This window comes from Stenotrophomonas sp., from assembly GCF_036662295.1.
GTDB lineage: Bacteria > Pseudomonadota > Gammaproteobacteria > Xanthomonadales > Xanthomonadaceae > Stenotrophomonas.
In genome coordinates, this window is sequence record NZ_JAVWXA010000104.1 from 1 (window position 1) to 13,814 (window position 13,814).

11 protein-coding genes are annotated in these 13,814 nt (G+C 68.6%); 7 read left to right on the forward strand and 4 right to left on the reverse strand.

Features of this window, described 5'->3' with window-relative positions; genetic code table 11:
• From RSA25_RS16100 to RSA25_RS16110, 3 genes are all read right to left on the reverse strand, one after another.
• Nucleotides 1-719: biotin carboxylase N-terminal domain-containing protein (locus RSA25_RS16100; protein ID WP_332809851.1), on the reverse strand; the 719-nt coding region annotated here is incomplete at its 3' end.
• A gap of 62 nt (nt 720-781) precedes the next feature.
• On the reverse strand, nt 782-2,392 hold the full coding sequence (locus RSA25_RS16105; RefSeq protein WP_332809852.1) for a carboxyl transferase domain-containing protein: 1,611 nt from the start codon (nt 2,390-2,392) through the stop codon (nt 782-784).
• Between the two features lie 9 nt (nt 2,393-2,401).
• A complete protein-coding gene (locus tag RSA25_RS16110; RefSeq protein WP_332809853.1) occupies nt 2,402-3,565 on the reverse strand; it encodes an isovaleryl-CoA dehydrogenase in 1,164 nt (387 codons plus the stop codon).
• A 144-nt stretch (nt 3,566-3,709) separates the two neighbouring features.
• On the opposite strand from RSA25_RS16110, the gene RSA25_RS16115 reads away from it, so the two are divergent.
• From RSA25_RS16115 to RSA25_RS16125, 3 genes are all read left to right on the forward strand, one after another.
• The gene (locus RSA25_RS16115; RefSeq protein WP_332809854.1) at nt 3,710-4,315 is read left to right on the forward strand and encodes a TetR/AcrR family transcriptional regulator; all 606 of its coding nucleotides are present in this window, start codon (nt 3,710-3,712) and stop codon (nt 4,313-4,315) included.
• 114 nt (nt 4,316-4,429) lie between these two features.
• Entirely contained in the window at nt 4,430-4,948 is a 519-nt protein-coding gene (locus RSA25_RS16120) for a c-type cytochrome (RefSeq protein WP_332809855.1), read from the forward strand.
• A 243-nt stretch (nt 4,949-5,191) separates the two neighbouring features.
• Nucleotides 5,192-6,634, forward strand: coding sequence for an ExeM/NucH family extracellular endonuclease (locus RSA25_RS16125; RefSeq protein ID WP_332809856.1), 1,443 nt, complete (start codon nt 5,192-5,194; stop codon nt 6,632-6,634).
• A gap of 31 nt (nt 6,635-6,665) precedes the next feature.
• On the opposite strand, the gene RSA25_RS16130 is transcribed toward RSA25_RS16125, so the two are convergent.
• The gene (locus tag RSA25_RS16130; protein ID WP_332809857.1) at nt 6,666-7,538 is read right to left on the reverse strand and encodes an EamA family transporter; all 873 of its coding nucleotides are present in this window, start codon (nt 7,536-7,538) and stop codon (nt 6,666-6,668) included.
• A 55-nt stretch (nt 7,539-7,593) separates the two neighbouring features.
• Between RSA25_RS16130 and RSA25_RS16135 the strand changes: the two genes are divergently transcribed.
• The 4 genes from RSA25_RS16135 (at nt 7,594) to RSA25_RS16150 (ending at nt 13,571) form a co-directional block, all read left to right on the forward strand.
• Nucleotides 7,594-8,268: a CocE/NonD family hydrolase gene (locus RSA25_RS16135; protein ID WP_332809858.1), complete on the forward strand. Its 675-nt coding sequence runs from the start codon at nt 7,594-7,596 to the stop codon at nt 8,266-8,268.
• Nucleotides 8,265-9,365 carry a cell division protein ZapE gene (gene zapE, locus RSA25_RS16140; RefSeq protein WP_332809859.1) on the forward strand — a complete coding sequence of 367 codons (1,101 nt, stop codon included), beginning with the start codon at nt 8,265-8,267 and terminating at the stop codon, nt 9,363-9,365. The genes RSA25_RS16135 and zapE overlap by 4 nt, the downstream gene beginning before the upstream one ends.
• Nucleotides 9,366-9,930: 565 nt before the next feature.
• Nucleotides 9,931-12,315: a ribonucleoside-diphosphate reductase subunit alpha gene (locus RSA25_RS16145; protein ID WP_332809860.1), complete on the forward strand. Its 2,385-nt coding sequence runs from the start codon at nt 9,931-9,933 to the stop codon at nt 12,313-12,315.
• Nucleotides 12,316-12,551: 236 nt separating this feature from the next.
• Complete coding sequence (locus RSA25_RS16150) at nt 12,552-13,571, forward strand: ribonucleotide-diphosphate reductase subunit beta (RefSeq protein WP_332809861.1); 1,020 nt, start codon at nt 12,552-12,554, stop codon at nt 13,569-13,571.
• Nucleotides 13,572-13,814 lie beyond the last annotated feature (243 nt).

Consider the following 13,814-nt stretch of genomic DNA (forward strand, 5'->3'; position numbering starts at 1 on the left):
TCCAGCACCTTCTGGTGGCGGCGCTGCACCGAGCAGTCGCGCTCGAACAGGTACACCACGTTGCCGTGGCTGTCGCCGAATACCTGGATCTCGATGTGGCGCGGGCGCTCGACGTACTTTTCCACCAGCACGTGCGCGTTGCCGAACGCCGATTGCGCCTCGCGCTGGCAGCTGGCCAGCGCGTCGATGAAGTCCGCGCTGGCATCCACCCGGCGCATGCCCTTGCCGCCGCCGCCGGCACTGGCCTTGATCAGCACCGGGTAGCCGATCACATCGGCCTGGGTGCGCAGGAAGTCCGGTGCCTGCTCATCGCCGTGGTAGCCGGGGGTGAGCGGCACGCCGGCCTGCTGCATCAGCGCCTTGGCCGCGCTCTTGTCGCCCATCGCGCGGATCGCCGCGGCCGAGGGGCCGATGAAGGCGATGCCGGCGTCGGCGCAGGCCTGGGCGAAGTCCGCGTTTTCCGAAAGGAAACCGTAACCGGGATGGATCGCCTGGGCGCCAGTGCGGCGCGCGGCGTCGAGGATGGCCTCGCCGCGCAGGTAGCTCTCGCGCGCCGGGGCCGGGCCGATCGCGATGGCCTCGTCGGCCAGGCGCACGTGGCGCGCGTGGCGGTCGGCGTCCGAATACACCGCCACCGTGGCGATGCCCAGGCGTTGGCAGGTGGCGATGACACGGCAGGCGATTTCGCCGCGGTTGGCAATCAGGATCTTGGTGAACATGAGGGTCTCGTTGCGCGGGCCAGGGGCGGAGCGGGGCGGCACCTTGCGGGGCCGCGCCTGCCTTACATGCGGAACACGCCGAATTCGGTTTTCCGGGCCGGTGCGTTGAGGCTGGCCGACAAGGCCAGGCCCAGCACGCGGCGGGTGTCGGCCGGATCGATCACGCCGTCGTCCCACAGCCGCGCGCTGGCGTAGTAGGGATGGCCCTGCTGCTCGAACTGGTCGCGGATGGGCGCCTTGAAGCCGTCTTCATCCTCGGCCGACCACTGCCCGCCCTTGGCCTCGATGCCGTCGCGCTTCACCGTGGCCAGCACGCTGGCGGCCTGTTCGCCGCCCATCACGCCGATGCGCGCGTTGGGCCACATCCACAGGAAGTTGGGTGAGTAGGCGCGGCCGCACATGCCGTAGTTGCCGGCGCCGAACGAACCGCCGATCACCACGGTGAACTTGGGCACCTTCGCGCAGGCCACGGCCATCACCAGCTTGGCCCCGTCCTTGGCGATGCCGCCGTGTTCGTACTTGCGCCCGACCATGAAGCCGGTGATGTTCTGCAGGAACACCAGCGGGATGCCGCGCTGGGTGCACAGCTCGATGAAGTGCGCGCCCTTCAGGGCCGACTCGGAGAACAGGATGCCGTTGTTGGCGATGATGCCCACCGGGTAGCCGTGCAGGTGCGCGAAACCGGTGACCAGCGTGTTGCCGTAGCGCGGCTTGAACTCGTCGAAGCGCGAGTCGTCCACCACGCGCATGATCACCTCGCGCACGTCGTAGGGCTTGCGCGTGTCGGCCGGAATCACCCCATACAGCTCGCTGGCAGGATAACGCGGTTCCAGCGGGGCCTGCACGGCCAGCGCCGGCTCGGGCTTGCGCCAGTTGAGCTGGGCGATGATCGCCCGGACCCGCGCCAGCGCCTGCAGGTCGTTGTCGGCCATGTGGTCGGCCACGCCGGAAATGCGCGTGTGCACGTCGGCACCGCCCAGTTCCTCGGCCGTCACCACTTCGCCGGTGGCCGCCTTCACCAGCGGCGGGCCGCCGAGGAAGATGGTGCCCTGCTCGCGCACGATCACCGTCTCATCGCTCATCGCCGGCACGTAGGCACCGCCGGCGGTGCAGCTGCCCATCACGCAGGCGATCTGCGGGATGCCCTGCGCCGAGAGGTTGGCCTGGTTGTAGAAGATGCGGCCGAAATGGTCGCGGTCGGGGAACACCTCGTCCTGCAGCGGCAGGAACGCCCCGCCCGAATCCACCAGGTAGATGCACGGCAGCCGGTTCTGCTCGGCCACCTCCTGCGCGCGCAGGTGCTTCTTGACCGTCATCGGGTAGTAGGTGCCGCCCTTGACCGTGGCATCGTTGGCCACAATCACGCATTCCACCCCGCTGACCCGGCCGATGCCGGCCACCACGCCCGCGCTGGGGATGGGGTCGCCGTACATGCCGTGCGCGGCCAGCGGCGCGATTTCCAGGAAGGCGCTGCCCGGATCGAGCAGTGCATCGATGCGATCGCGCACCAGCAGCTTGCCGCGCGCGGTGTGCTTGGCGCGGGCCGCCTCGCTGCCGCCCAGCGCGGTCTGCGCCAGGGTGGCGCGCAGGTCGTCCACCACGGCCTGAAGGGCCGCGCGGTTGGTGTCGAAGGTGTCGCTGCCCGGTTGCAGCTGGGTGCTCAATACGGTCATGGCGTGCCCTTACCTGGTGCGCTGGAACAGTTCGCGGCCGATCAGCATGCGGCGGATCTCCGAGGTGCCCGCGCCGATTTCATACAGCTTGGCATCGCGCCACAACCGCCCGGTCGGGTACTCGTTGATGTAGCCGTTGCCGCCCAGCACCTGGATGGCCTGGCCGGTCAGCCAGGTGGCCTTCTCGGCCGAGTACAGGATGGCACCGGCGGCGTCCTGGCGGGTGGTGCGGCCCAGGTCGCAGGCGCGCGCCACCGCATACACATAGGCGCGGCAGGCGTTGAGGCCCACGTACATGTCCGCCAGCTTGGCCTGCATCAACTGGAAGGTGCCGATGGCCTGGCCGAACTGCTTGCGCTCGTGCACGTAGGGCATCACCACGTCCATGGCCGCGGCCATCAGGCCCAGCGGGCCACCGGAGAGCACCACGCGCTCGAAATCCAGCCCGGACATCAGCACGTTGACGCCACCGCCGACCGCGCCCAGCACGTTCTCTTCGGGCACTTCGCAGTCCTCGAACACCAGCTCGCAGGTGTTGGAGCCGCGCATGCCCAGCTTGTCCAGCTTCTGCGCGGTGGAGAAGCCCTTCATGCCCTTTTCCACCAGGAAGGCGGTGATGCCCTTGGCGCCGGCGTCCACGTCGGTCTTGGCGTACACCACCAGCACGTCGGCGTCCGGGCCATTGGTGATCCACATCTTGTTGCCGTTGAGCACGTAGTGGCTGCCGCGCTTGTCCGCGCGCAGCTTCATGGACACCACATCCGAGCCGGCGCCGGGTTCGCTCATCGCCAGCGCGCCCACCTTCTCACCGCTGCACAGGCCGGGCAGGAAGCGCTGCTTCTGGTCTTCGTTGCCGTTCTTGCGCAGCTGGTTCACGCACAGGTTGGAGTGCGCGCCGTAGGACAGGCCGATGCCGCCGGAGGCGCGCGAGATTTCTTCCATCGCCACCACGTGGGCCAGGTAGCCCATGCCGCTGCCGCCGTACTGCTCTTCCACGGTCAGGCCGAGCAGGCCCTGTTCGCCGAGCTTGCGCCACAGCGGGTGCGGGAACACGTTGTCCTCGTCGGCCTGGGCGGCCAGCGGTGCGATCTCCGCCGAGGCAAAATGGGCCACGCTCTGGCGCAGCAGGTCGATCTCTTCGCCGAGATCGAAATTCATGGTGGGGACGTGCATTGGGGCGGCTCCGCAACTGCTGGATGGGACGCGCCGGTTGGGGTGGACGGACAGCAGACCGTCCCGCGGGCGATGTGGCCCCAGCGTAGCGGGGTTCCTGCAAGAAGTGAACACAAATTCAAAAATTGAACATAGAATCAACAAATGGCCTACAAACGCTCCGCATTGATGGAAGAACGCCTGGCAGGGGCCCGTGAACGGATCCTGCTGGCCACCCGTGCGCTGGTGGCCGCCGGCGGCTACCGCAACGCCCCGGTCACCGCCGTGGCGGCCGAGGCGGGGGTCTCCACCGGGCTGATCTACCGGCACTTCCCGTCCAAGGCCGAGCTGTTCGTGGAGGTGCTCACCGCGGCGGTCGAGCACGAGCTGCGCATCTTCGAGGCCATCGCCGCCGAGCCGCTGCCCGCGCCCGAGCGCCTGCGCCGGGCGATCACCGCCTTCGTGCGCCGCGCGCTGGCCGGCCCCGGGCTGGCCTATGCCTTCATCGCCGAACCGGTCGACCCGGAGGTGGAGGCCGAGCGCATCCGCTGCCGCCGGCTGTTCGGCGAGGTGTTCCGGCGGATCGTGGCCGATGGCGTCCAGGCCGGCAGCTTCCCCGCGCAGGACACCCACGTGGCCGCGGCCTGCATCGTCGGCGCCTTCACCGAGGCGCTGGTCGGCCCCACCGCGCCCAGCCGCGACGCGCATGGCGACGAAGACCAGCTGGTCGAGTCGATCTGCGTTTTCTGCCTGCGCGCCGCTGGCGGCTGAGCCCGGGCCATGCTGCATTGCGATAGAACGTGGCGGCTTGCAGAGCGCCGCTGACGCTGGTCATACTCGGGCGACAAGCCGTGGTCCAACGACTACCAGCCAGGGGTATAGAGAGTGCGGAATTACGACCTCGAGTTCCTGAAACGCTTCTCCATGGTCATCGCGCTGCTGATGGCCATCACGCTCGGCCTGATTCTGTTCGCTGCCTACCTGCACACCCGCATTCCCCCTGAAATCTCGCCCCAGGCGGCCAAGCGCACCGAACTGCGCATTGCCCCGGCCGGGGCGGTCTATGCCGGCAGCACCGGCGCCGCCGCGCAGGCGGCCGCCAAGACGGCCGCGCTGGCCAAGGCCGCCTCGCAGGTCGCTTACGGCGGCACCACCGACGGCAAGGTGATCTTCGACAACCTCTGCACCGCCTGCCACACCAACGGCGTCGGCAATGCCCCCACGTTGGACCATGGCCATTGGGATGCGCGCATCGCCCAGGGCAAGGACACCCTCTACAAGCATGCGGTGGAGGGCTACACCGGCCCCGATGGCGGCATCATGCCGCCCAAGGGCGGCAACCCGGCGCTGACCGAAGAACAGATCCACGCCACCGTCGACTGGATGCTGGCCAACCTGCGGTAACCCTCACCGCAGGTCGCGGCATTGCCCCCACGCAGGGCCATCCGCCACGACCCACGGTCGTGGCCTGCCGACCAGGCCGATCACCGCCCGCCGCCCGGCCGTGCCACCCGGCGCGGCCGGGCCGCCGTGTTCTGCAATGCCGCCGTCGTGGTGGCGTTGCTACCATCTGCTCCCTGCCGGCGGCGCATGCCCCGGTCGTCCCTGCCTGATCGTCTGGTTGCACGTTCCCGGAGTCGTCTTCCCATGCGTTGTTCCCCGCTTGTGTTCGCCCTGTTGCTGGCACTGCCCGGCCTGGCCCCGGCTGCCCAGCCGCAGCGCGTTGCCGCGCCGGCCGCCCGCCCGGCCAAGGCCGCTGCCACCGTCACGCTGACCGCCGCCCCGGCCGACTGGCGCGCGCTGGACGGGCAGGCGGTGCGCATCGCCGCCCCGCTCACCCTGGCCGGGACCGACGGGCTGGCCCGTTTCGGCGAACTCACCGTGGCCTTCGACGGTCGCCTGTGGCAGCCCAGCGAAGTGGCCGCCCCGCGCAGCGCCGGCCATTCGCAGGTGGCCGCCGACAACGCCCACCGCCGCCTGCTGCTCGATGACGGCAGCACCGCGCGCGATCCCGGGCCGGTGGCCTACCTGCCGGCCGGCGCCACCCTGCGCACCGGCATGGTCCTGCGCAACGTGGAGGGCATCGTGCGGGTGGACGACAAGGGCACCCCGCGGCTGCAGGTGACCCGCCCGCTGGTGCTGCCGCGCCTGGCGCGCCCGGCCGTGCCGGTGGTGCCCGGCGCGCTGCACGTGGCTGCCTTCAACCTGGAAAACTTCTTCAACGGCGACGGCCAGGGCGGTGGCTTCCCCACCCTGCGCGGCGCGCGCACGCTGGCCGAACACCAGGCGCAGAAGGCCAAGCTGGTCGGCACCATCAACGCCCTGGGGGCCGACGTGGCCGCGCTGATGGAACTGGAAAACGACGGCTACGGCCCGCAGTCGGCGATCGCCCAGCTGGTGGATGCCCTCAACGCCGATCGCGGCGCCGGCGCGGACTGGCGCTTCGTCGACGCCGGCAAGGGCCCGGGTGAAAACCCGATCCGGGTCGGCATCCTCTACCGCGCCTCGCGGGTCACCCCGGTCGGTGCGCCGGCCACGCTGGAGCAGGGACCGTTCGGCCCGCACAGCCGCGTGCCGCTGGCCCAGGCCTTCCGCGCCGGCAAGGGCGCCCCGTTCGTGGTGGTGGCCAATCACTTCAAGTCCAAGGGGTGTGCCGAGGCCAGCGGTGCCGACGCCGACCAGAAGGACGACCAGGCCTGCTGGAACGCCACCCGGGTGGCCTCGGCCACGCTGCTGGACCAGTGGCTGGCCACCGACCCCACCGGGATCGGCAGCACCGATGCGGTGCTGCTGGGCGACTTCAACGCCTATGCGATGGAAGATCCGATCCGCACCCTGCACGAGGCCGGCTGGCGCGACGCCTTCGCCGTGGCCAAGGTCGAGCGCCCCTACAGCTACGTCTACAACGGCATGAGCGGCCGGCTCGACCATGCCCTGCTCAGCCCGGGCATGGCCGCGCGCCTGCGTGGCGCGGCCGAATGGCACACCAATGCCGACGAAGCCGACGACGTGGGCTACCGCGACCGCAACGAGAAGGGCCCGTGGCGCAGTTCGGACCACGACCCGCTGCTGCTGGGCTTCGATCGCTGACCCGGCCGGCCGGTGCTGCACCGGCCGCCGATCAGCCCGCCGCCGTCCCCCAGGCGATCAAACCGATCGCCACCACCGCCAGCCCCAGGCCTGCCCGGTTCCAGGGGCTGGTGCGCTCGCCGAAGGCCAGCACGCCCACCAGCGCGCCGAGCACCACCACGCCGATGTTCATGCCGGCAAACACCACCGCCGGGCTGTCGGGCAGGTGCTGGTGGGCGCGCACGTAGAACAGGATGTTGCCGAAGTTGAGCAGCCCCAGCAGCGCGCCCGCGCCCAGGTTGCGCCACTGCAGCGGCGAGGTGCGGCGCGCATGCCGCCACAGCTGCAGGGCCAGCATCAGCACGAAGGCCAGGGCGAAACTGGCGGTCAGGGCCGCCATCGACGGCGTGCCCGACAGCGCCACCTGCTTGAGCATGATGTCCACCGCCGCGTAGCCCACCCACACGCCCAGCAGCCACGGCCAGGCACGCTGCCCGCCGGGTTCGGCAGCCGCCGCGCGCGGCCGCACGCTGATGCCCACGATCGCCAGCAACCCCAGCCCCAGCCCGGCCAGCTTCCAGCCGTTGGCGGTCTCGCCGAACACCAGGAAGGCGGCGGCCAGCGACAGCAGCAGGGACAGGCGCTGGGCCACGTCGCTGCGCACGATGCCGGCGGCGTTCACCGCCCGGGCCATCACCAGGAAGATCGACGGCAGCACCACCGCCAGCCCCAGCAGGGCCAGCCAGGGCGCGCGCGCGGCCTGCAGCGAGGCCAGCGACGGGCGCAGCAGCACCAGGCTCAGCACGCTCGCCACCAGGTAGTTCCAGGTCACCACCTGGGCCATGTCCAGGCGCTGGCGCGGCGCCAGCTTCAGCAGCACCGACACCAGCACGCTGCAACACACACTGAAAACCAGATAGAGCATGTCCGACCAGGCAAGCGCGGCGGTGCAGCCCGCGGGGGAGCGGTATTATGACGCCATGCACAATCCTCCTTTCCCCCCCGCCAGCGCCACCCTGGTGCTGGATGGCCCGGTCGGGCCGCTGGACGTGGCGGTCGACCTGCCCACCGGCGAAGCGCCGGCCCTGCCGATCGTCGCGGTGATCTGCCACCCGCTGTCCACCGAGGGCGGCACCCTGCACAACAAGGTGGTGACCATGGTCGCCACCACCCTGCGCGCGCTGGGCATCACCACGGTGCGCTTCAACTTCCGCAGCGTGGGCGGCTCGGCCGGCAGCTTCGACCACGGCAACGGCGAGCAGGACGACCTGGCCGCCGTGGTCGCCTGGGTCCGCGCCCAGCGCCCGGGCCAGGCCCTGTGGCTGGCTGGTTTCAGCTTTGGCGCGTTCGTCTCGCTCAAGGCCGCCGCCGCCCTGCAGCCGCAGGCGCAGATCTCCATCGCCCCGCCGGCCGGCCGCTGGGACTTCGACGGCATCCAGCCGCCGGCGCAGTGGCTGGTCATCCAGGGCGAGGACGATGAAATCGTCGATCCCCAGGCGGTCTATGCCTGGCTGGACAGCCTGCAGGCGCCGCACGAGCTGGTGCGCATGCCCGACACCAGCCACTTCTTCCACCGCAAGCTGATCGACCTGCGCGGGGCCATCACCCACGGGGTCAAGCACTGGCTGCCCGACGCCGGCGCCACCGGCGCATGAGCGACGGTGCGATGACCCCGTCGCAGCGCTACGCCGATGGCGTGGCCCGGGGCGAATGGCAGAACGATCCGGCCCAGCATGCCGCGCTGGCCGAGCTGGACCGCATCCACCTGGCCCTGGTCGACAGCGCGCAGGACGGCTGGCTGGACCGCCTCTCCGCGTTCTGGAAGAAGCCCGACCCGGTCAAGGGCCTGTATTTCTGGGGCGGAGTGGGCCGCGGCAAGACCTTCCTGGTGGACCTGTTCTATGACGGGCTGCCGATCGAGCAGAAGTACCGCACCCACTTCCATCGCTTCATGCGCGGCATCCACGAGCGGTTGCGCGAGCACCAGGGCCAGAGCGACCCGCTGGCCCGGATCGCGCAGGAATGGCGCACCAAGCTGCGCGTGCTGGTGCTGGACGAGTTCTTCGTCACCGACATCGGCGATGCCATGGTGCTGGCCCGGCTGCTGGAGCGGCTGTTCGCCGAGGGCGTGACCCTGGTCACCACCTCCAACACCGCCGTGGAGAACCTGTACCTCAACGGCCTGCAGCGCGACAGCTTCCTGCCGGCCATCGGCCTGCTGCAGACCTACTGCGTGGAGCTGTACGCCGAGGGCACCGAGGACTACCGGATGCGCGCGCTGACCCGCTCGCCGGTGTACCAGGCCCCGCGCGACGCCGGCAGCGATGCCTGGCTGGGCACGCGCTGGGCCGAACTGAGCGGCGGCCAGCCGGCCAAGCCGGGCAACATCGAGATCGAGGCCCGCAAGATCCCGGTGCGCGCCCGCGGCAAGAGCATCGCCTGGTTCGACTTCAAGGCCCTGTGCGAAGGCCCGCGCGGCCCGTCGGACTACATCGAGATCGCGCACGAGTTCACCACCGTGCTGCTGGGCGACATCCCGCACTTCGACAAGCTCAACGAGGACGCCGCGCGCCGGTTCGTGAACCTGATCGACGAGCTCTACGACCGCCACGTCAACCTGGTCTGCACCGCCACCGACGCGCCGGTGGCCCTGTACTCGGGCACCCGCCTGCAGGGGGCCTTCGAGCGCACCGCCTCGCGCCTGATCGAAATGCAGAGCGCCGAGTACCTGGGCACCGCGCACCGGGCCTGAGCGGCGCATGTGCGGCGGCAGGGGCGGGGCCGCACCGGCACGCCCCTGGGGCGGGGCAGGGGGCCGGTCCGCGCCCGATTCGTTAGGGCCGCGTGAGGCCGGTGTTCTGTTTTCGGCCTGCCTGTTTCTCACCGGCCGTGGCCGTTCCGGCCTTGACTGCGCACTCGGTTTCGACGGGTCCGGACCGTTCGTCGGCGGGCCGGAAATGCGGATCCTTGCGCCCCAAGGGATTGCCCAATTTCACTACATTTGGCGTTGACGACACCTGGTACCCCCACTATCTTGTGGCCGTCGGTACCGGGGACCACAAGTCACCGGGCGTATCGCCTTCACGCTGATGGCCTGAAGACCTACTGACAACCGCATGCAGTACAGCGTGCGGTGCTGGTCGCGCACACCCGGGGGGAAGGGGCCGGCGACGCAAGGGACACCGCCCGCAGGCACGCCTGCGCTGTCGCGGCCCATGCGACGCCGCAGGTCCACCCTTGGGAGTCCGTGTACCGGTCCGACGCCTGACCGTCAGGCGACGCTGTACGACCCCAAATCACGCCAAGAGGAAAACGCCGTGAGCACCGAAACCAGCGCAGCCACCCAGCAGGAAAGCGAGTTCCTCCTGACCTCGCCGCCCACGGCCAACGCCATGAGCGTCACCAAGCGCAACGGCACTACCGAACTGGTGGACCTGAACAAGATCGTGCGCGCGGTGCAGCGTTCGGCAGAAGGCCTGCACGCGGTCGATCCGATGCGCGTGGCCACCCGCACCATCTCCGGCCTGTACAACGGCGCCACCACCCAGGAACTGGACGAACTGTCCATCCGCACCGCCGCCCTGCTGATCGGTGAAGAGCCCGAGTACGGCCGCCTGGCCGCGCGCCTGCTGGCCAACTTCATCGCCAAGGAAGTCTCCGGCCAGGAGATCTACGCCTTCTCCCAGTCGGTCAGCCGCGGCCACGAAGTGGGCCTGATCAACGACCGCCTGCTGAACTTCGTGCAGACCAACGCACGCAAGCTCAATGATGCGATCGACATCTCGCTGGACCTGAACTTCGATTACTTCGGCCTGCGTACCCTGTACGACCGCTACCTGCTGCGCCATCCGCACACCCGCAAGGTGATCGAGACCCCGCAGCAGTTCTTCCTGCGCATCGCCAGCGCGCTGAGCGAAGACGTGCCGGAAACCTTGGCCCTGTACAAGCGCATGGGCAGCCTGGACTACCTGCCGTCCAGCCCGACCCTGTTCAACTCCGGCACCACCCACGAGCAGCTGTCCTCGTGCTTCCTGCTGGACTCCCCGCAGGACTCGCTGGAGTCGATCTACGCCAAGTACGGCGACATCGCCCAGCTGTCCAAGTTCTCCGGCGGCATCGGCGTCAGCTACACCCGCGTGCGTTCGCGCGGCTCGCTGATCAAGTCCACCAACGGCCATTCCAACGGCATCGTGCCGTGGCTCAAGACCATGGATTCGTCCGTGGCCGCGGTCAACCAGGGCGGCAAGCGCAAGGGCGCGGCCTGCGTGTACCTGGAAACCTGGCACGCCGACATCGAGGACTTCCTCGAGCTGCGCGACAACACCGGTGACGAATCGCGCCGTGCGCACAACCTGAACCTGGCCAACTGGATCCCGGACCTGTTCATGAAGCGCGTGGAGACCGACCAGGAATGGTCGCTGTTCGATCCGCGCGTGGTGCCCGAGTTCACCGACCTGTTCGGCGAAGCCTTCGAGCAGGCCTACCTGCAGGCCGAAGCCCAGGGCAAGGCCCAGCGCACCATCTCCGCGCGCAAGCTGTACTCGCGGATGATGCGCACCCTGGCCGAGACCGGCAACGGCTGGATGACCTTCAAGGACAAGTGCAACCGCGCCAGCAACCAGACCCTGCGCGCCGGCAACGTGATCCACCTGTCCAACCTGTGCACCGAAATCCTGGAAATCACCTCGGCCGAAGAGACCGCGGTGTGCAACCTGGGCTCGATCAACCTGGGCAACCACTTCGATGCCCACGGCGAGTTCGATTTCGACAAGCTGGCCGACACCGTGCGCCTGGCCGTGCGCCAGCTCGACCGCGTCATCGACCTGAACTTCTACCCGATCGAAACCGCGCGTCGCGGCAACCTGCGCTGGCGTCCGGTCGGCCTGGGCTGCATGGGCCTGCAGGACGTGTTCTTCCGCAAGCGCCTGGCCTTCGACAGTGCCGAAGCGCGCGCGCTGTCGAAGAAGATCGCCGAAGCGATCTACTTCCACGCGCTGGAAACCTCGGTCGAACTGGCCCAGGAACGCGGCAAGCACCCGTCCTTCGCCGACACCCGTGCGGCCAGCGGCGAGCTGCAGTTCGACGCCTGGAACGTGGTGCCCGAAGACACCGCGCGCTGGGACGCCCTGCGCGAGCGCATCAAGGAACATGGCCTGCGCAACTCGCTGCTGATCGCCATCGCCCCGACCGCGACCATCGCCTCGATCGCCGGCTGCTACGAGTGCGTGGAGCCGCAGGTGTCCAACCTGTTCAAGCGCGAGACCCTGTCCGGCGACTTCCTGCAGGTCAACCGCTACCTGGTCAACGAGCTGAAGAAGCTGGGTCACTGGACGCCGGAAATGCGCGATGCGATCAAGCTCGCCGAAGGCTCCATCCAGGGCATCGCCCAGATCCCGGAAACGCTGCGCAACGTGTACCGCACCGCGTGGGAACTGCCGATGCGTTCGCTGATCGACATGGCCGCCGACCGCGGCGCGTTCATCGACCAGTCCGCCTCGCTCAACCTGTTCATGGAAAGCCCGAACATCGGCGCGATGTCCTCCATGTACATGTACGCCTGGAAGCAGGGCATCAAGACCACCTACTACCTGCGCTCGCGCCCGGCCACCAAGATCGCCAAGACCACGGTCAGCAGCTACACCCCGGTCGAAGCAGTGGCCTGCTCGCTGGAGAACCCCGAAGCCTGCGAGGCGTGCCAGTAACACGGCGTGCCGGCCCGATCGGCCGGCATTGCAACGGGTAGGTACCCACCGTTGGTGGGTACCGGAGAGGATCGACACCGCTTGAACGCCGGGCCCTGCCCGGCGGCGTTACCCCAGACACGCTGACACCGCCGGGCGCAGACCGCCTGCGGTGCCGGAAGCCCGCCGCGCACCCGCGCGGGTCTTTCGACGCTTCCCCCGATCGGGAAGTGGCCAACCGAACCAAGGACATTCCCATGGCAGACAAGCCGAGCCAAATGCTGCTCGATCCAGGTTTCGAACTGACGTTGCGCCCGATGCGCTACCCGCAGTTCTACGACATGTATCGCAACGCGATCAAGAACACCTGGACGGTCGAGGAAATCAATTTCCAGATCGACATCAGCGACCTGCACGACAAGATGTCGCCGGGCGAGCGCCACCTGATCCACCGCCTGGTCGCGTTCTTCGCCACCGGCGATTCGATCGTGTCCAACAACCTGGTGCTGAACCTGTACCAGCACTTGAACGCGCCCGAAGCGCGCATGTACCTGTCGCGCCAGCTTTACGAAGAAGCGCTGCACGTACAGTTCTACCTGACCCTGCTCGACAACTACCTGCCGGACCCGGATGAGCGCGTCAAGGCGTTCGCGGCGGTGGAGAACATCGACTCGATCAAGAAGAAGGCCGACTTCTGCTTCAAGTGGATCGACTCGATCCAGAACCTCAAGCGGATCGAAACGCGCGAGGAGCGTCGCCAGTTCCTGCTCAACCAGATCTGCTTCGCCGCCTGCATCGAAGGCCTGTTCTTCTTTGCGGCCTTCGCCTACGTGTACTACTTCCGTTCGCGCGGCCTGCTGCCGGGCCTGGCCTCGGGCACCAACTGGGTGTTCCGCGACGAAAGCGCGCACATGGACTTCGCCTTCGAGTCGGTGCGGGTGGTGCGCGAGGAAGAGCCGGACCTGTTCGATGACCGGATGAAGCAGGAGGTCTACGACATGCTGGCCGAGGCGATCGAGTGCGAAGTGCAGTTCGCCGAGGACGTGCTGTCCGGCGGCGTGGCGGGCATCTCCACCCGTGACATGCGCGAGTACCTGCAGCATTGCGCGGACAACCATTTCCAGAAGCTGGGCATGGAAAAGAAGTACAACGTGCGCAACCCGCTGCCCTTCATGGAGCTGCAGGACGTGCAGGAACTGACCAACTTCTTCGAGCGCCGCCCGTCGGCCTACCAGGTGGGCGTGCAGGGCGAAGTCGCCTTCGACATGTCCTTCTGATTCCAGCGGTAAATGCTCGATCACGAACCCCGGCCTTGCGCCGGGGTTTTTGTTTTTCTCCACCCGGTCATGCGGGTTTTGTTGATGGTCTTTGCGAGGGTGTAAATGCGTGCGAGTGCCGGCTTTTTCGCGCGGGGTGGGGGTGTGCGGGTTCGCGGGACACGCGGTGAATCCATCCATGGACGCTGGCACACGCCATCCATGGCGTGTGACGGTCCCGCGAACCCGCACACCCCCACCCCC